The sequence below is a fragment of the Maribacter litoralis genome (genome assembly GCF_902506355.1).
Classification (GTDB): Bacteria; Bacteroidota; Bacteroidia; order Flavobacteriales; family Flavobacteriaceae; genus Maribacter; species Maribacter litoralis.
Genome location: NZ_LR733271.1, coordinates 3,999,939 through 4,018,090 on the forward strand (window position 1 = coordinate 3,999,939; position 18,152 = coordinate 4,018,090).

At 34.9% G+C, this 18,152-nt stretch carries 15 protein-coding genes and 1 riboswitch; of the genes, 5 read left to right on the top strand and 10 right to left on the bottom strand.

What is annotated here, in order from left to right; translation table 11 throughout:
* Positions 1-25 precede the first annotated feature (25 nt).
* Positions 26-655: a 3-hexulose-6-phosphate synthase gene (hxlA, locus tag EXIGUO8A_RS16985; protein ID WP_091604148.1), complete on the top strand. Its 630-nt coding sequence runs from the start codon at positions 26-28 to the stop codon at positions 653-655.
* Positions 656-729: 74 nt separating this feature from the next.
* Here the strand turns inward: hxlA and EXIGUO8A_RS16990 are convergent, their stop codons facing one another.
* Positions 730-2,028 carry a Na+/H+ antiporter NhaC family protein gene (locus EXIGUO8A_RS16990; RefSeq protein WP_159304083.1) on the bottom strand — a complete coding sequence of 433 codons (1,299 nt, stop codon included), beginning with the start codon at positions 2,026-2,028 and terminating at the stop codon, positions 730-732.
* Between the two features lie 51 nt (positions 2,029-2,079).
* Positions 2,080-2,177: riboswitch (SAM-I-IV-variant riboswitch) on the bottom strand.
* Between the two features lie 279 nt (positions 2,178-2,456).
* Here EXIGUO8A_RS16990 and EXIGUO8A_RS16995 point away from each other — a divergent pair.
* The 3 genes from EXIGUO8A_RS16995 (at position 2,457) to EXIGUO8A_RS17005 (ending at position 5,130) form a co-directional block, all read left to right on the top strand.
* Positions 2,457-3,722, top strand: a complete 1,266-nt coding sequence (locus tag EXIGUO8A_RS16995) for an aryl-sulfate sulfotransferase (protein ID WP_159304084.1) — start codon at positions 2,457-2,459, stop codon at positions 3,720-3,722.
* A gap of 246 nt (positions 3,723-3,968) precedes the next feature.
* A complete protein-coding gene (locus tag EXIGUO8A_RS17000; RefSeq protein ID WP_201304133.1) occupies positions 3,969-4,700 on the top strand; it encodes a hypothetical protein in 732 nt (243 codons plus the stop codon).
* 130 nt (positions 4,701-4,830) lie between these two features.
* Complete coding sequence (locus tag EXIGUO8A_RS17005) at positions 4,831-5,130, top strand: EF-hand domain-containing protein (protein WP_116769119.1); 300 nt, start codon at positions 4,831-4,833, stop codon at positions 5,128-5,130.
* Positions 5,131-5,251: 121 nt separating this feature from the next.
* Here the strand turns inward: EXIGUO8A_RS17005 and EXIGUO8A_RS17010 are convergent, their stop codons facing one another.
* The 9 genes from EXIGUO8A_RS17010 to EXIGUO8A_RS17050 form a co-directional block, all read right to left on the bottom strand.
* Positions 5,252-6,109, bottom strand: coding sequence for an outer membrane beta-barrel protein (locus EXIGUO8A_RS17010; RefSeq protein WP_159304085.1), 858 nt, complete (start codon positions 6,107-6,109; stop codon positions 5,252-5,254).
* 258 nt (positions 6,110-6,367) lie between these two features.
* Complete coding sequence (locus EXIGUO8A_RS17015) at positions 6,368-7,579, bottom strand: cytochrome-c peroxidase (protein WP_159304086.1); 1,212 nt, start codon at positions 7,577-7,579, stop codon at positions 6,368-6,370.
* A gap of 152 nt (positions 7,580-7,731) precedes the next feature.
* Positions 7,732-9,186: a vanadium-dependent haloperoxidase gene (locus EXIGUO8A_RS17020; RefSeq protein WP_159304087.1), complete on the bottom strand. Its 1,455-nt coding sequence runs from the start codon at positions 9,184-9,186 to the stop codon at positions 7,732-7,734.
* Between the two features lie 172 nt (positions 9,187-9,358).
* The gene (locus EXIGUO8A_RS17025; RefSeq protein WP_159304088.1) at positions 9,359-11,860 is read right to left on the bottom strand and encodes a TonB-dependent receptor plug domain-containing protein; all 2,502 of its coding nucleotides are present in this window, start codon (positions 11,858-11,860) and stop codon (positions 9,359-9,361) included.
* 23 nt (positions 11,861-11,883) lie between these two features.
* Positions 11,884-12,795, bottom strand: a complete 912-nt coding sequence (locus EXIGUO8A_RS17030) for a FecR family protein (RefSeq protein ID WP_159304089.1) — start codon at positions 12,793-12,795, stop codon at positions 11,884-11,886.
* A 37-nt stretch (positions 12,796-12,832) separates the two neighbouring features.
* Complete coding sequence (locus EXIGUO8A_RS17035; RefSeq protein WP_159304090.1) at positions 12,833-13,354, bottom strand: RNA polymerase sigma factor; 522 nt, start codon at positions 13,352-13,354, stop codon at positions 12,833-12,835.
* Positions 13,355-13,511: 157 nt separating this feature from the next.
* Positions 13,512-14,171 (bottom strand): hypothetical protein, encoded by a 660-nt coding sequence (locus EXIGUO8A_RS17040; protein ID WP_159304091.1) that lies wholly within the window; start codon positions 14,169-14,171, stop codon positions 13,512-13,514.
* Between the two features lie 139 nt (positions 14,172-14,310).
* Complete coding sequence (locus tag EXIGUO8A_RS17045) at positions 14,311-16,350, bottom strand: ATP-binding protein (RefSeq protein ID WP_159304092.1); 2,040 nt, start codon at positions 16,348-16,350, stop codon at positions 14,311-14,313.
* 148 nt (positions 16,351-16,498) lie between these two features.
* On the bottom strand, positions 16,499-16,918 hold the full coding sequence (locus tag EXIGUO8A_RS17050; RefSeq protein WP_159304093.1) for a response regulator: 420 nt from the start codon (positions 16,916-16,918) through the stop codon (positions 16,499-16,501).
* A 366-nt stretch (positions 16,919-17,284) separates the two neighbouring features.
* On the opposite strand from EXIGUO8A_RS17050, the gene EXIGUO8A_RS17055 reads away from it, so the two are divergent.
* Positions 17,285-18,058, top strand: a complete 774-nt coding sequence (locus EXIGUO8A_RS17055; RefSeq protein ID WP_159304094.1) for a 3-keto-disaccharide hydrolase — start codon at positions 17,285-17,287, stop codon at positions 18,056-18,058.
* The last annotated feature ends 94 nt before the right edge of the window (positions 18,059-18,152 follow it).

The following is an 18,152-nucleotide window of genomic DNA, read 5'->3' on the forward strand; positions in this document are numbered from 1 at the left end:
AATTAGAACATTAAAATAGCATATTATGGCAAAATTACAAGTAGCGATCGATTTATTGAATATAGATGACGCAATAGCACTAGCAACAAAAGTTGCTCCTTACATCGACATTATCGAACTAGGAACTCCGCTTATAAAAAGTGAAGGTTTAGCTGGTATCAGAAAAATGAAAGATGCTTTCCCAGATAAATTGGTATTGGCTGATTTTAAAACTGCCGATGCAGGTGAACTAGAAGCAAATATGGCTTTTGGAGCTGGTGCAGATTACATTACGGTATTAGGTGCAACAGGCGATTCTACCATTGCAGGTGCTGTTAAAGCGGCAAAAGAGCATGGTAAAGGTGTTGTTGTCGATACTATCGGTGTAAAAGATAGAGTTAAACGTGCGCAAGAAGCTATTGCATTAGGTGCAGAGTTTGTTGAGCTACATGCCGGTTTAGATGAGCAAGCAGAAGATGGTTACTCTATACAGGTACTTATTGATGAAGCAACTAGAGCAGGAGTGGCAGTTTCTATTGCCGGTGGTGTTAATTTAAGCAGTATTACCGCGGTTAAAAACTCTGGTGTTACAGTTGCAGTAGCCGGTGCCGCTATATATGGTGCAGAAGATCCTGCCAATGCAGCCAAAGAATTACAAGAATTGGCAATGGCATAAGCAGGTAGAAGACGAAAGTGGTACTTTTACAGCAACTTAAATCCCCATTTTTAATGGGGATTTGTTGTTTCTAGCTAGTTCTGTTTTGGTCGTAAACCAATAAATAATATCGTAGAAATCAGTAACAATAACAGATACCAGGTATTACTTACCAAATCAATATAGCTAATACTGCCGTTTGCAAAGCTCAAAATCATAAGCACCTGAGCTCCATAAGGGAGTAATCCTTGCGTTATACATGCAAAAACATCTAGAATTGATGCAGTTTGCTTGTTTTCCAATGCATATTCATCGTTTATGGATTTTGCAATTGGTCCAGATATAATTATTGAGACCGTATTGTTCGCAATTGCCATATTTATGGTAGACACTAAGGCGGCAATACCAAATTGGGCGGACTTCTTACTTTTTACAAAGGTTTTGATTTTAAGTAGAATAAATTCTATTCCGCCATTGTATGTCACTAAAGCAGCCAATCCTCCAGTTAATAAAGACAACAAGAATATCTCCGTCATATTGGTAAATCCGGTATACGATATTCGTGTAAATTCTAAAATTGTAAAGTCTCCATAGAAAACTCCCAAAATTCCCGCAGAAATTGCCCCTAATACAAGAGTTACAAATACGTTTACACCTATTACAGAAAGTGTAATCACAATTAAATAAGGTACGATCTTAAGTATGGAATAACTGTATGCTTCCATTTCCAACCCTTGTGTATTCATGACCAACCCTTGATAGATTAAAATTATCATGCTTATAACGGCCGCTGGGACAGCTATTTTGATATTGGCTTTAAATTTATCGCTCATTCTAACGTTCAACGATTGTGTTGCCGCAATTGTAGTATCTGAAATTACAGAAAGGTTATCACCGAACATAGCACCTCCTAATAATGCGCCACACAAAATTGCCAATGAAAAATTACCGGTATCTGCAAAACCCATAACGATTGGAGCCAATGCTACAATTGCACCTACAGAAGTTCCTGTTGAAATCGACAAAAATGCGGCAATCACAAATACACCTACATAAATAAACTGCCCACTAATAACATCTAGCCCTAAATGCACTATAGCGTCTACACTACCCATTGCCTTGGTTGTAGCTGCAAAAGCCCCTGCAAGTAAATATATTAGGCACATCGTAAGTATTTTATCATTACCACAACCTTTTAACAGAACAGCTATTTTCTCGTCCATTGCTTGTTTAAACATGAGAAATGCCACTAAAATTCCTGCGATAACGGCAATAGGAGCGGGGAGTGCATAAAAATCTTGCTGAAAAATACCCACACCTAAAAACACGATAATGAATACTAAAAATGGAAATAATGCCTTATAATTGGCAACTACAGCTTTAACTTGGCTCATAAAATTCTTTTTACAGAACCTCAACTAACGCAATAGCAAATACAAAAGGAAGGGGTTAACGTTTTTTCCAAAGGTATTGGCTTATCACTTTTAGCACCTTGCTCGTTATTGCAGGTTGCTATCTCTATTTGAGATTCTTGATAAATTAAGGGCGCAAAAATAATCAACTGTTAACTCATAAAATCAGATTTTATATTAATTATAACATTAATTGTTCCGCTTGTGTCTTGATTCTATCACATAGGCTACATTCAAATATTTTAACCTAGCCAAATTACCCATTCACTGAATAACGAATCTCATTCACTGAGAAACCTCATTCTCATTTAAACTTCTATCTACCTTTATCATCTAAGCAGAGACTCGCAACTATAAACTTAGATGCTTAAACAATTTAACAACCTTTAAAAATTTGAATGATGAGTAAAATGAAATTTAATTTAGGTACCGTCTCTTTATTCTTGATCTTATTATCCTTAGCCTCTTGTAGTGATGATTCTGATGACGTCTCTATTACCGAAGAAGATATAACCGATGATAGTAGCGATACTACTGAAGCAAGCAGTACCGTTGATAGTGATTCTTATATTCTTGCCATTGCGCCAGACACCGGAGTATATTTAATTGACCATGACGGAAATACCTTGTTCGATTGGGACTTTAACGGTGATCAATTGGGTAATGATGCCATGCTTCAATCTGATGGTAGTCTGGTATCTACGATAAAAGTGGATAATCCCCGAATATCATTTGGAGGTTATGGTGGGGCATTTAGAAAGATCAATGCTGATCAATCTATTGAATGGGAAGTTGAATATTCTTCTAACACCTATATAGCTCACCATGATATAAATTATTTGTCCAACGGTAACATCATATTTCCGGTATGGGAAGAAGTAAGTGCAGCAGATGCTGCTGAAATGGGCTTTTCCGGCAATTTTGATATATACCCCGAAGCCATTATAGAAATGAACCCTTTAACCCAAGAAATAGTATGGGAGTGGCATGCTACAGATCATTTGGTACAAGATTACGATGAAAGTAAGTCTAATTTTGGTGTTGTTGGCGATGTACCCAACTTAATCGATGTTAATTATAATAATGATCAAACAGATGGCGATATCATGCACGTTAATGGTATTACACTAGATGAAACTAATGACCTGTTATATATGACAGTAAACTTTTATAGTGAGGTTTGGGTCATTGATCACAGCACCACTACAGAAGAAGCTGCCACAAGTACTGGAGGAAACTACAATTTGGGTGGCGATTTGGTATACCGTTTTGGTAATCCTCTTGCTTATGATAATGTTGGTGAAGTGACCATGAACAGAGTTCATTACCCTAACCTTTTTGATGACAATAAAATGCTGGTTTTTGTAAATAACAAATACGATAACCAGTCGGCAGTAGCGGAATATCAACTGAGTCCGCCATACGAATTGGTGGCCGGTCAAGACAATGAACCGGAATTAATATGGGAATTTACAGATAGCGACCTATATAGTAATGGCTTAGGCAGCGGTGTTAGAATGAGCAATGGCAACACTCTTATCAGTGAAGGAACAGGAGCGATTTGGGAAGTGAACAGTGACGGGGACGTTTTATGGAGATATACAAATTACACTAGACCTTGGCGAGCTTATGCGTTCACCAAAGATGATGATGCCATAACTGCATTGGGTCTATAATACGATAGTTTTTTTGATTGATTGATTGATTGATTGATGATGAAGAGCTCCAATAGCAATGTTGGAGCTTTTCTACTTTTAATCCATCTATATTATGAAATCAAAACAATTAGCATTGTTCAAACATGTTACCATTAAAGATTCAGGTATTCACTTTAAATCTTATGGCATCCACTTAAAATTCTTCTTTAGTCCTTGTTTAATCAATAGGTTTACGATTCCAAAAAATTACTAAGATCAAAAAAAATGAAAATATATACTACGCTAATATTGATACTTGTTTTGGCTATTGGCCAAGCTCAAAATACAGGGGATAACATTACATATCACAGCATTGTAGACGAAGAGCATATTATTGTCGAGTTAAGTACAGTTGACCAAGCTACTATGATGTCTATGTTGCACCGTGGCTTTTATGTATATTTTGATGCTAAAGGAAAAAAGAAGAAAAATGTTTCTATTCAATATCCAATCAATAGTACTGCGCCACAACGTCCAGAAAGAAATGAAAGAGATAATAATACTCGTAAAAAAACGGATGAACAAGAGCGGAAAAGACCAGACATGAACGAGCTATTGGAAGAAATGCCCAGAACGGCACGCTTTATTAATTTTGATTATGAAGAAGAATTTCATTTAGACCTAAACAATTTGGGCGTTACGATAAACTATAACTATGACGAAGCTTCAAAAGAACTTCGTTATCAATTAAAAATACCAAAAAATAGTATTGCTGATAATGACACCAAATTATCCAAATTATCTATTGGTATTGTGACTCCAAAAATAACATCCGAAACAAAAACTGAAAGCTCAAATGTAAGCTTTGGTGGTGGAGGACAAGGTGGCGGACCGGGAGGCGGCAGAGGTGGTCCTGGTGGTGGCGGTCGAGGAGGTTCTCAAGGCGCTCCACCACAAGATGAACGACCTGAAGAAGTCTCCATCAATATTTGGTTTAAGGCTGATGCCTTCAATTAAGCAATACATCACTTTTCATCTATTGATTCTATAGATACGTAGTAATAATTACACTATTGGTATATAATGTTTTCTCTTACTAAGAGGTAAAGATACTTTTGTAATACATTAATATTAAAAACACATAACCATGAAAAAAGTAATTGCAACGTTTATCATTATTGCTTCAATTACCAGTTGTAACAGTGTAAAGAACATGAACACGTCATCAATGTCCGATGCTGCTACATTATTAAGCTCACTAAGTTCTAATTCTACTGTACAGCAAGTGGCGAGCTTATTTAGCTTATTGGATACTAATAACGATGAAGCTATTAGTTCAACCGAAGCTATTGGAGAAGTATCTGAAAATTTTGAGGTGCTGGATACAAATAATAACTCTAGTTTAAATCTTACAGAATTGGAAGGTATACTTGGTTTGTTAAAATAAAACCTTCCATATAAACGTATTCCCCCCGAATACGTTTATTTCATTTTTAGTTCATTACAAAAAACCCCTGTTTGTAACAAACAGGGGTTTTTATATTGCTGCGTAATAATTGTTGAAAGGTTTATTTCGAAGCTTTCGAGAATTTGTATGTAATACCAATATTTAATCCAAATGAAGAATATGGTACTTTTTGAGATAATTCTTGTGTGGTATCGGTATTCGTATTTGATAGTTCATCTACATAAGTAGTATTTTTGTTTACTCCTTCTGGCAAATTATCAATGGTATATAATCCACTAACGGCAACAGAGCCGTCAGGTAGCTTTACATCGGTATTGAACTCCGAAATCTCAGAATCTTTACGTTTTAAACTAATACCGTAATATTCAGCTTCTACGAAAAGGCTAAAATTATCATCCAGATCATACTTATATCCAAGTGCCCCTACAAAACCTAATGGAAAATGACCGTGAAAATCTTCCTTATAATTGGTTTCTGAATACGAACCATCTGGTACGCCCAAAGCTTCTGCCTCTTCTTCGGAAAAAACAGATTTTTGATATATTACACCCTCTGTTTTACCACCTAATTTTAATAAGGCACCAAAACGACCATAAATATTATTGGTAAACTTATATACTACAGATGCCGAAGCTCCAAAGGCACGCGCCCTTGCCACAGCATCTACTTCTGTACTTGGTAGGCTTATTACAGATATATCTTGATCAGTACCATGCAAGTAACCAACCCCAAGGTCAAAACCAAAAGAATCATCGAAAAAATAGGTTCCCCTTAGTTGAAAGTTTGTGCCTTCACCATAACTACCATACGAATTTTCTGTTTCAGATGCAGTAATGCGTTCTCCTAATTTCATAGTTGCACTACCTATTGCATAGCCAGAACTTGCAGAAACCTGCCATTGTCCGTAAGAAATAGTGCCGATCATTCCCAAAATTGATGCTAATAATATACGCTTCATACTAATTTTTTTATACCGTTATTAAGTCATTATCATTTTAAACATGTAAGTCTCAAATATTTACAAAAACCTAATATTTATTACGTTAGCACTTATTTTAGAGTGAACAAATTTGTAACTATTGGCTCTATAAAAACGACTTTATTTTAAAATGAACGCCAAATTTACACCATTCTAATACTACGTATTTGCTCAAATGAATTTTTAACTAATTAATTTCATCTGATTTTTTGCATTACATTCTTTTATAGGCTTTTACTATTCTACAAACGGATTCGCATACTTTTCATCATTGACAAACTCATCATCGGTCAAGGTGTTCAAAAAGTCTACCAATGCTTGTTTATCATCATCCGATAAATTTAAGCGACGAACATTATTACCTTGTGTAAGTCTGTTATCTAAATTAGGGTTATTCTGTACACCACTATTATAGTGCTCAATGACGTCTTCTAATGTTTCAAACCTACCGTCATGCATATACGGACCGGTTAATGCAATATTTCTTAATGAGGGTACCTTAAACTCACCCAGCTCATTATTATTACCCGTTATACCACCAACGCCAAGATCTGTAATTGTAGCATCCAAGCCATTGTTTCTAGCATCATCACCCACAAAAACATTGGTAGCATGGCAATCGAAACACCTGGTCTGGTTGCTCATAAAAAGTTGTTTTCCTCTATTTTCCGAAGTTGTAAAATTGGGGAAGTTGTCGTCTATATCGTTTACCTGTGTCAAACCTTCATCAAATTTAGATTCATACGAAACCATAGAGCGAATAAATTGAGATAATGCCAACGCAATATGGTCACTCGTAACGGCCTCATCTCCAAAGGCATTTGTAAACAAGGTGCCGTAATAGTCTAACTCAGATAACTTATCTTCCAATTCGGGTAGCGTCATCCCCATCTCTACCAGGTCTTGAATGGGAACCAATGTTTGCTCTTCAAGGCTTTCTGCTCTTTCATCCCAAAAAAACCTTCCGTTTTCATAAAATCTTGCATTTGCCAGTCCCATAGAATTTCTTGATGTTAACTCCCCATCAAAACCTGTACTTAAGGCTGTAGGATCAGCAAACCCATGTTCTTGAATATGGCAAGATGCGCAAGAAATGGTATTGTTTCTAGACAAATTATTATCATAGAACAATACCCTACCTAATGTGGCACCATTATCTGTAATTTGATTATTGTTAGGGGTATTATCCTCATTTCTAACATCATTATCCAAAAAGAAATTGGGCAACAGAATATTGGCATAATTAAAAGGGGAGTCGGGCAAGACTAAAATAGATGAATCGACAGCAAGATCATTGTTGGTATCAGTTTCAGTTTCAACATCTGCTTCATTAGTATCATCATCTACCAGAGCTTGTTCTTCATCTTCGGTAATTTCTACATATTCATCTTTGCTACAGGAGCTTAAAATAGTTACCATTAGGCAAATCGGGACAAAATACTTTTTCATATTACATTGTTTTTAAAAAGGATTGATAAAAATTAAAAAGTAGTTTTTTGTCATTCAGGTCATTAAAATTAAAGTAGGGTAGAGGTAGGAAAGTTTAAATTGCAAAAGTCCCGCCATTACCGGCGGAACTTCTACAATCAATAGATTAAGTATTAAAAATTAGGGGACAGACTAAAATTGTTCACTGCGGCAGATATCTCATAACCCAAACGTGCTCCTTCATCACTATCCGCTTGAATATGCACGCCCAGTGGTATTCTAGAATATCCATTTTCTTCTGCCATTTCAGAAAAAGAATTAAAACTTCTGGGTGTTCCATCAAACTCTGATCTGCCGGCATGGGTTCTATCCGTAAAGTTTATGGCGTCTCCCCCAAATATGTCTATAAACACTCCCGATGCTACTGCTGCAAATGTTGCATGACCCGATGGATATGCAGGAAAAGCAGGATTAGGGCTAGATATAAAACGAGCTAAATTCGTTTGAAAATCGTCATTGATGTATTCCAGAATGAATCTACTGGGTCTTTCGGTATTATAGGTGTATTTATCGTCCCATGCGGAAACCGCGGCATCATTCATTGCAAAACCAAGTTTTAACAACAACTCTAATGCTTGTTCGTAATCCAAGTCCTCTTGTTCTATAAGCTGATTGGCAATGGAAAACTGTCTCCCTGGCGGACTCATCATTAAGCCTTCTACATCATCTGACCAGAATTCTGAAATCCACAGATCTTCATTATCCGATAACCTGGCAGTTGTAGCAGAAATCTCCACTTCTTCCATTTGTTCGTAATAACCACTATTTCTGTTGGTGTTATGTGCGAATGGTGGTGGCGTACTAGATGTCTGATCAGGACCAATAACAAATGTTCTTACCCTGTTCCAATAGGGAAACCAAGCACTTTCCCCTTCAGATGCCGCCCATAAGCCTTCACCTACAGGTGCCACGTAAGATGCAGGGTTAGGGTCCAATTGTTGAGACTCGGCTTCGGTATCGGTTTGGCTATAGGCAATTACCGTTTCTGCTACCAAAGTTCCCCATGCTATGGAATTCTCAATTTCTTCTTGTGTAAGATCTTCAGATAGTTCTTCTTCCAATTCATCTTCTAAAGTGGCTATACCTGCTTTGGCATTATTGGAAACACTGAACATAAAATGGTCTAAAACCAAGGCATAGCAGGTATTTAGAGCCAAATTTCTATCTACATTATCAGCTCTTTCATCTTGATCAAGATTAAAGCCCTGAAGCTGATTTTCTGTAGACCCATAGCCGTCCATATCCGCTACAGCGGTTTCATAACCTGCTAAGTGAATATAGCCTAAAGCTCTTGCCGTTGTATTGGGTCTTAACCCGTTGGTATATCTATCTAGCACCAACCAAAGGTCATTCCAATCCACAATAAGTTGAACGGTTTCCTCTGAAGGGTTTAAATTGTTATTTCGGTCATTCTGTCTTCTGGCGGTTAAAGAATCTTGTGCTACTGTTTCAAAATCATCTGTATCGGTCTCACTAATTTCAAGAACATCCAATTCATCTTTTGCACAGGCGTTTACTAAAATTACCGATAGGATGATCAGCACCCATCTAACACTATAATTTCTCATAACTTTTGTATTAAGGTTAATGTTTAACTAAAGGCATTTTTTAGTGCCTTTTCCTTAATACGTTTCGGTTACGGATTTACCCAACCCTTATATTCTAAAAAAAAATGAATTAAACATAGATTTTAATCTAAATGCTTGAAAAACAAACTATTGAAATATTTAAAAAAGCTGTTTAAAACTGTATACTCAATTGAAGATTAGGAGCAAAGTCAATAGTTTTACGATAGGGGTCATCAACTGGAGGTTCATTCTGGAATATATTCACAATATTATCTTGATCATATAAATTTAGAATAGATAAGCCCACAATACCCTTCCAAGTTTTTCTGGTATTGGTGAAAGCATAAGTGGCAGAAACATCTAATTGATGCATACTTGGAAATCTATTTGTATAGACAATACCCAAATCGCTCTGAGAAGTACCTTCATCTGTTTCAAATTCTGGAACAACTACTGGCATGCCAGAAAAGTATCCCCAAGTAACAGCTAAATAAAACGGATCTAAATGCCATAACCCAGTAACATGTAAAATGTGACGTTGATCAAAGTAAATGGGCAGGGTCTCACCAAAATCGGTATCGACTTCACTTAGTGAATAGCTAAATAAGGCTTCAAAATTGTTCCATCTTTTTTTTACAAAGAAATCGGCTCCTATACTTTTTAACTTCCCTTCTTTTAGTGTTTCGGTATTGGTTTGCAGTGTTACATTATTGGTGTTTCTTACATATAACTCTACATCTACCAACCAGCCCGATTTAGTATATAAGGCCCCTAACATGGTTTGATAACCCTCTAATACCGATGTGGTCTGATCAGGAAGAAACCAAAATTGACTATCATCATTAAAATCATCAAAATCGTCTCGTAATTTCTTTTGTATGAATTGATGTGAACGCCCTGCAGAAGTTTTAAGAAACAAAGCATCACTTGTTCTTACGTTTATAGAAACCCTAGGGTCTACATATAATTTTTTATTAGGACCATAGTAGTCTGAATGCAGACCAAAATTTGCCGTTACTTTTTCGTTCCAATTCTTATTGATAGATGCAAACATACTGTGGTTCAAAGCATCTTGATTTCTACCACTGTCAATACTTTCCTCATCATTTCGTTCATCGAATCTTAGACTATAGTCAGTTAGTGTATAGCCGGTTTCAAGCGCGGTGAATTCGTTTATTTGTAGCTGAACTTCACTTATAAACCGAGTGTCGTTTATTGTATTGGAATATTTTTCGAAACTTGACCTTTCTTCGGCTGAAAAACCTTCACTTTTATTATCGATGTATAATGACGATTTGCTTAATCTTGCTTGTGCACTAAGTCTATCAGAAAAGGTACCTTCCCATTTAATGGTCATTCCCCAATTATCTAAATACAAATCGCGAAAGTCTTTGTTATCCTTATCTTCAAAGTCCTCTAAGGTTGCAGATAAGCGATTTTGAATATTGATGTAACTAACGGTAGCTTTATGGTTTTCGTTGATATCATATACTAATTTGGAATTTATATCATAAAAACCAACTTCAAAATTATCGCTATTTACTTCATCGGCAACGTCCTCTAAACGGCTACCTTGAAAATTCAGGTTAGAAAATGCCGTTAACTTAGGAGAATTGATTCCCGGATAATTAGACCTACCTGCTACATAAAAAGCCAATTTATCTTTTACTACTGGTATTTCAACTGTTGCACCGGCATAAACCATATTAGCCTGAACGGTATAAGACGTGGAATCTGGCACTTTATTCTTGGTGGTCATATGTATAAGTCCGCCCACACGACCTCCCCATTTAGCGGCAAGGGTATTTCTTTGAATTTCTATGTTACTAACCGTAGTAGGGTTATAAGGTGCAATTGCACCATAGAAATGACCATTGTGATAAATAGGAATATCATCAATTTCAATAAGGGATTGATCAAATGTACTACCTCTAAAATTAAGATTACCAGGTTTTCCGCTTGGTGTATGCACGCCCGGTATATTTTTTACGACATTAAAAACATCTCCATCTGTTTCACCTGCCAGTAAACCCAAAGACTCCATGTTTATCTGAAAGGTATTGTCACTTATTTTAGTATTTACACCACGTGTTAGATAATCGGTTATCTGAACCTCGTTCAAATGGATCATCGCATGTTCTAGGCGCAAGGGTGTATTCAAATTCAATAGTTCAGAAGCTTTTACATGCAAGGTATTGTAAAATGCCGAACGAATATGAACGGAATCTAGTGGGAATAGATTCTTGACGGTATATGTAGATTTTATAGGATACAAAAAGCGCTCTTCACCCTTATTTACCTGAACAGTAATATCTCCTATTGACTCGCCAGTATCTTTATCCACAACGGTAAATGTGACATCTTTTCTTATAGGTACTACCATAAAAGAACCAGGTCCGTTCTCCAAAAAATTTATTGGAGCATTTTCCTTTATAGCCGCTATGCAGTTACTTAAATTATCGCAGTTAAAATTTGCTGGTAGTAGTACCTGATCCAAAAGCGAATTGTTATAGGTAAATGCTACAACGTAGGTGTTTTGCAAAGTTTCTAGGCGATCGACTAATTTTTGTGCGGATTGATTTTGTGAGTAGGATGCATGAGAATAGAAAAAACACATGAAAAGAAGAATGAGATACTGAACTATTGTATTCTTTGTTCTTTTAGTATTGATCATGCTATGCTTTTACAATTGTATTCTTATTCAAAAATAACGGTATTATCTTCTTTTAAGCTATATTCTATTTCCATTGTGGTAAAAATAGTGGACAATGTATGTTGTAAATCTTTATGTGCAATAGTACCCGTAAATTGTTGATTTTCATATTTTGACGGCAAATCGATATTCACGTTGTAATATCTTTTAACATCTGAAATTACTGTTTTCAGTGAAGTTCTATCATATGTACTAATACCTTTCATCCATTCTGGTCCAGAGGATTGGTGGGTTGATTTTTGAAGTTTTCCGTCATTCAATATAACACTTTGCCCCACTGTAATAATTTCAGATTCATCTCGATACGATACTTTGATCTTACCTTCATAGCAATAGACCGAAAATTGTTCTTTCTGTGAACTAACATTAAACTGGGTGCCCAAAACGGAAATTTGGGCTGTAGGTGTTTCAACTATAAAAGAACTACCACTAGTAACATTAAAATATGCCTGCCCCTTAAGTTCTATGAGCCTTGTATTGTCCCATTCATTTTTATTATATGAAATACTTGAAGCTGCGTCTAACTCCACCAGAGTACCCTTTGGTAATGTAATACTTCTATTTTCGGCAATTTCGGTAACTACCGTTGTATCCCCATTAGAAAGATAATACCATAAAAAACTACATGTAAATAGTACTGCAACCCCTGCTGCAATACTCCACCATGTTTTGTTTTTACTACTATTAATGGGTACAACATTAGCATTTTTATTTTTCAATTTGGCCAACCCTGCGTCTACATCAAATGGTTTAACCTTCCATGTGTCGATATCATCGACTACAGCTTTGAGCGCATCTAGTTCTCCCGTTTTCTTCAGTTGTTCTTTCTCCTCGTTACTTAAACGATCATCCATCCAACGTGCAATTAAATTTTTATCTTCTAAATGCTTGCTCATACTAGTAATACGTTTTAAAAACTATTTAACCAACCTGCTAAATAGAAAAATCTTTAATTTCTGTAATACTGTTCAGTTTTATCAATGCTTTTGAAATTCGTTTTTCTATGGCCGTTTCGCTAACTTCTAATCGTAAGGCTATTTCTTTATACGTTAATTTATCTATCCTGTTCATTAAAAAAGCCTCACGTTGCTTTTCGGGCAAGTTAGAAATAACAGATTCTAGTTTAGACCTAAATTCTTTAGTTCTCAATTTAAAATAAGGGTCCTCGTTCTCTTGTACGTGTACTAGGCCTTTTTCAAATTTTAAGGCCACTTTTTTGTTTCTAAGGTTATCTATCATAAGGTTGCGGGCTATTTTATATAAAAAACCAGTTACCCTATCATACACTACAGAACTACATTTGTTCCATAATTTCACAAAAGAATCATGTACAATATCTTCTGCACATTGCATGTCACCAAACTTATAGTACAGGTAATTTCGCAAAACTTCTGCATGGGTTCTATAAATTTGATTGTAAACACGTTCTTCGCAAACAGATGGCTCTTGCCCCATTCTTAAGTATTAAATTCTTTAAGACCTAAATGGTCTATAAGGCTATTTAGAGAAACCTTTAATAGCGTATAGTGCAATATACTATAAAAATAAAAGCCTATAGATTACTATAGGCTTTGATATTGTAGGATGTAATAATCTTTACAACAAGCTAAGTTTACTTACCGCAGTTCTGATTATAGAACAATACGATAGCAGCCAATTCTGCTCCTTTACCATATTCTTCATCTTTAAAGTCTCCGTTGTTCATTTTATTGATAAGTTCTTTGCAATCGCCCAATTGTTTCTTCACTTTTTTCTTGTAGCCGATCCAATCAACATCACCAACAATTAATCTGTATACTTGTTCAATATTGGCTCCTGGTTTTTTAATGTAATACTTTATAATAGTACCTCTATTGCTTGGTCCCCTTACAACTCTTCTTGAAACCTGCATACTTTGACTTGCCGTTAAATTCCCATTTTGTACGTATGTAGTTTCATGCTCAACTTTCATGCTACCATAATTCGTTTGAATATTACGTGCTACAAGCATAGTTTCTCCAGAAACCATTACTTGATATTCTTCTAACTTTTTAGACTTTGGTGAAGTTCTAAAATATTCGATATCTCCCGTTTTAATATGTTCTATATCTTCATGGGCAATTTTATCTGGTGTTGCACTTTCACTTGCATAAAACAGAATCTTATTGCCTTTATTTTCAATAAATCCTTCTTTGACATCTCCATTCTTAAACGTTACCACACCTTTATTTTGTGCGAAAACATTTGTAATAAACAGAAACAATACGGTAATCGGTAACATCTTGAAATTCATTGGTTAATGGTTTTATAATTTGTGAGTTGCTAAAACGCAGTTTTAACAAAAAAATTATCTTTTTAAAATAAAATGCAAGTACTTAAACCATCCCTTGAGAATAATTTCAATAAATAAAATACATCTAATTAAATAGTGTTTACTTATGTAATGGCACTGTGAAGAACACTGTAGTTCCTACATTTTCAATACTGGTAACCCATAATTTACCACCATTACTTTCTGCCATTTCTTTACATAAAAAAAGACCTAAACCTGTACCTTTTTCATTGTTGGTACCAAAAGTAGAATCTACATGAGCATTTTTAAAAAGTTGTTCTACCTTTTTCGTACTCATACCAATACCATTATCTGAAACAGCAACTTCTAAGAAATCGTCTTTTCTAGTAGCGCTAATATTTATAGTTCCATTGACATGAGTGAACTTTATAGCATTACTTATTAGATTTCTAAGAATAATAGTCAAATGATTTTGATCACTGAAACATTTTGTGTCTGGTACTTCGTTAACAATCTTTATATCTTTTTTTGAGGCTAGGGGAGTCAATACTTTTATGGTATTTTCAAGAACTGAGTTTATTTCCAATTCACGGGGTTCTACCACAATACCGTTCATTTGAGCTTTGGCCCATTCTAATAGATTGTTTAGCATTACCGAAATTCCCTGTATATTATTTAAAGCTTTGGGGATTAACACATTGTATTGTTCTTTAGTCATCTGTTCTGTCAAAGACAATTCTAGCAATCCGTAAAAAGAATTTATAGGTCCTCTTAGGTCATGGGCAATAATAGAAAAAAGCTTGTCTTTTGTTTTATTGGCTTCACTTAACTCAGTTTCGTGTTGCAATAGAATCTCTTGCTTTTCTTGTAGTTCTTGTGTGTATTTCTTTTGTAATTTATTGGTTCTATAAACAGAAATTAAAAATATTAGAAGTAACACCAGAGCACCGATAGTAATGTATATGTATTTTTTTTGTTTGGTAATTTCTTTGTTCTTTTCTACTATCAACTGTTTTTTCTGGTTCTCAAATTCCATTTTGCTTCGTAGAATGCCAAGACCTTTTTTAAACTTTTCATCTGCACCGATCTTATATAGTTCCAAATATGCCGTTTGGTAATTATAGGCCAACGTATTATCACCTTTTCTATGATATGTTTGTGCTAAAATTGAATTTGACTCTTTAATTACATTTTCAACATTTAAATCTTCGCCAAATTCTAATGATTTTAAACCATAATATTCTGCTTTGTCTATATTATCTAATCCAAGATAACATTTTGACAATGCTAAGTATACCAAAGCATAACCATAAGTAAAGTTCAGTTTATCACATAATTCTTCTGCTTTTAGCAAGTATTTTAGTGCTCTTTCATATTGTTTTTGTCGTAGCGCAATACTACCTTTTTGCTCATAAGAATGAGACAACCAATCCTTTATATTTTTCTTTTCAAAAAAGACTATACTTTTATCAATTAATTCATTGGCACGCTCATAATTGCCCATATCAGCATATTGAGAAGCCATGTTTAAAAATGTATAAGGTAAAGCCTTGTTATCCTCAGATTCTAAACTTAAATCACGGGCTATATCTAAAAAAGTAGCAGCTGTTTGATAGTCTCCGTTCTTACCGTAAAGGGTACCAATACTAACGTTGATGTTAATGCTCATACCAATATCACCAATTTTATCGGCTACTTCTAAAGCTTCTAAAAATTGGGTAAGCGCAAGAGCATCTTCCCCTTGAATGGTATAATCCAAGCCCATATTGTTTAACGCTTTTAGTTTTTCAGCGCCAAGATTATATTTTTCGGCAATATTCAAAGCTTTTAAATTGTGATCCAAAGCTTTGTCTTTTTCCCCTTTTTCAAAATAATAATAACCGTAAGTAGATAAGGCTCTACTTTCTCCTGCTCTGTAATTGGATTTTAGACTTAAATCAAGTCCTTCTTTTAATAAAATTGCCGTTGTATCAGGATTTTCGCGAATTTTTTCTTTTGCCAATTCAAGAATCAAATCTATATACTGTGGACTTTTTGGCTTAAAATTGGATGCCAAACGCAACTCGTTAATTTTATTAAGAGTACTTTTTTCCGATTGTCCTAGAAGTTTTGTGGTACAAACAAGAACCAGTAAAAAAACAATGGGGAAGCTTTTCTTTGCAAATAAAATATGTAGCATTTAACCGTTTATTTCCGAAAAATTACAAACAGAAATTTAGATTAAAACATTTTTGTTGTGAAAAGATATTTAATGTAGGTATATTCTTACTTTTAAGTGTGTGGAGAAAATTGAATATTAAAATGAGGCTGATTAATTTATAAGCCGATTATTGGTTATATGCGTTATAATTTTGATAGTTACTACGAGATATGGTCTTATCACTTTTACCATATAGTTTTTCATATACTAGATCTATAGAATTATGAAGTCCTGATTTCGTAAATGGTTTGGTTATAAAATCTACACAACCGAGCTCTCTGGCTACATCTTCGAATTCTTGTTTTGTTGAACTTGATATAAAAGGTAATCGATCAGCGAACATTTCCAAAAAAGAGAGTCCGTTCATACCCGGCATTTCAATGTCCGAAATCACAAATTGTGGTTTGTTGATCTGTATGTGTACCCAAGCGTCATAAGAATCATCAAAAGTTGTTACACTACCTACTAATGGATGGGTTTTTGCAAGTTTCTCTGCTAACGACAACCACAACGTAGAGTCATCTACAATTACCAGTTCCAATTTCATACTATTTGAGTTTAGAACAAGAAAAGTATACCATTGTCACAAAGTGAGAAATTAATTCAGATAAAAAGCATAAATGGTCTACATAAGTACCATTTGATGTAAAATTCTCCTTAAAAAAATGAAATAACAGTTATCCAAAACTATATACATTATAACACATCATCTTTTTGAATACTAAATCTATCACGAACCTTTTAGACAAAATAATAATAGCGTAACTAGTTATAGTTTAATGAAAAACCACTTGCAATAAAGCAATTGAAATTGTTTCTTTCTAGTTCAAGTGGTGATTTCTATTTGAAATCACCACATTATTTCTGATATTACCTGACCGAATTCATCAAATCAATATTATAAATTACACTAATGACCAAATCCTCCCTTTATATTCTAGTATCATTCATTTTTATCATCATCTCTTGCAAAACTGAAAAGAAAAAGGAGTTCCAAATTAATCGTTCTAAAGAAATAGCAGCTAAAAACAAGGTACATAATCAATTATTGGATATTGAAAAGGAACAAGGTTGGCGCTTACTTTTTAATGGTACATCATTAGAAGGCTGGCATCTTTTCAACAAACCAGATTCCACCAAATTCTCGGCTTGGGAAGTAAGAGATGGTATGATTTTTTGTAATACTACGGATGAAAGTAAAGTATTTGGGGATTTAGTGACCGATAAAGTTTATGAAAACTACGAGCTGCAATTTGACTGGCAAATGGCACTTAGAGGAAACGGTGGGGCATTTATCAATGTGCAAGAAACTCCGGAATACAAAGCAACTTACAATACTGGTGTTGAGTATCAGATATTGGAACCTGAACATATGGATACCAAAACTCCTTTAAAAAGACCTGGTACTATATGGGGATTAGCGCCACAATTAAATACTGTGGAAGCCAACCCAGTTGGGCAATGGAATACCACACGAATTATTCAACAAAACGGAAAAATTCAGTTCTATCTTAACGGCGTACTTACGGCCCAAGAAGAGATAAACTCCGCCGTTTGGAAAAATAAAGTTGCCAACTCCAAATTTAAAGACGCACCTGACTTCGGTAAAGCAACCCAAGGTAAAATTGCATTTCAAAATTGGTATTTTGAATCTTGGTTTAGAAATGTAAAAATAAGGGAATTGTAAAAACCTATTTTATATAGCACCTAAACTATTTGAATTGAATATTTTTAAAGTAATTAAAAATTAGCATTCGTAAATTTTATTCTTAGAAAATCAG

What these genes read in the sequence shown, in the direction of transcription:
- hxlA (WP_091604148.1), top strand. Translation starts at nt 26, where the DNA reads ATGGCAAAATTACAAGTAGCGATCGATTTATTGAATATAGATGACGCA.
- EXIGUO8A_RS16990 (WP_159304083.1), bottom strand. Translation starts at nt 2,028, where the DNA reads ATGAGCCAAGTTAAAGCTGTAGTTGCCAATTATAAGGCATTATTTCCA.
- EXIGUO8A_RS16995 (WP_159304084.1), top strand. Translation starts at nt 2,457, where the DNA reads ATGAAATTTAATTTAGGTACCGTCTCTTTATTCTTGATCTTATTATCC.
- EXIGUO8A_RS17000 (WP_201304133.1), top strand. Translation starts at nt 3,969, where the DNA reads ATGAAAATATATACTACGCTAATATTGATACTTGTTTTGGCTATTGGC.
- EXIGUO8A_RS17005 (WP_116769119.1), top strand. Translation starts at nt 4,831, where the DNA reads ATGAAAAAAGTAATTGCAACGTTTATCATTATTGCTTCAATTACCAGT.
- EXIGUO8A_RS17010 (WP_159304085.1), bottom strand. Translation starts at nt 6,109, where the DNA reads ATGAAGCGTATATTATTAGCATCAATTTTGGGAATGATCGGCACTATT.
- EXIGUO8A_RS17015 (WP_159304086.1), bottom strand. Translation starts at nt 7,579, where the DNA reads ATGAAAAAGTATTTTGTCCCGATTTGCCTAATGGTAACTATTTTAAGC.
- EXIGUO8A_RS17020 (WP_159304087.1), bottom strand. Translation starts at nt 9,186, where the DNA reads ATGAGAAATTATAGTGTTAGATGGGTGCTGATCATCCTATCGGTAATT.
- EXIGUO8A_RS17025 (WP_159304088.1), bottom strand. Translation starts at nt 11,860, where the DNA reads ATGATCAATACTAAAAGAACAAAGAATACAATAGTTCAGTATCTCATT.
- EXIGUO8A_RS17030 (WP_159304089.1), bottom strand. Translation starts at nt 12,795, where the DNA reads ATGAGCAAGCATTTAGAAGATAAAAATTTAATTGCACGTTGGATGGAT.
- EXIGUO8A_RS17035 (WP_159304090.1), bottom strand. Translation starts at nt 13,354, where the DNA reads ATGGGGCAAGAGCCATCTGTTTGCGAAGAACGTGTTTACAATCAAATT.
- EXIGUO8A_RS17040 (WP_159304091.1), bottom strand. Translation starts at nt 14,171, where the DNA reads ATGAATTTCAAGATGTTACCGATTACCGTATTGTTTCTGTTTATTACA.
- EXIGUO8A_RS17045 (WP_159304092.1), bottom strand. Translation starts at nt 16,350, where the DNA reads ATGCTACATATTTTATTTGCAAAGAAAAGCTTCCCCATTGTTTTTTTA.
- EXIGUO8A_RS17050 (WP_159304093.1), bottom strand. Translation starts at nt 16,918, where the DNA reads ATGAAATTGGAACTGGTAATTGTAGATGACTCTACGTTGTGGTTGTCG.
- EXIGUO8A_RS17055 (WP_159304094.1), top strand. Translation starts at nt 17,285, where the DNA reads ATGACCAAATCCTCCCTTTATATTCTAGTATCATTCATTTTTATCATC.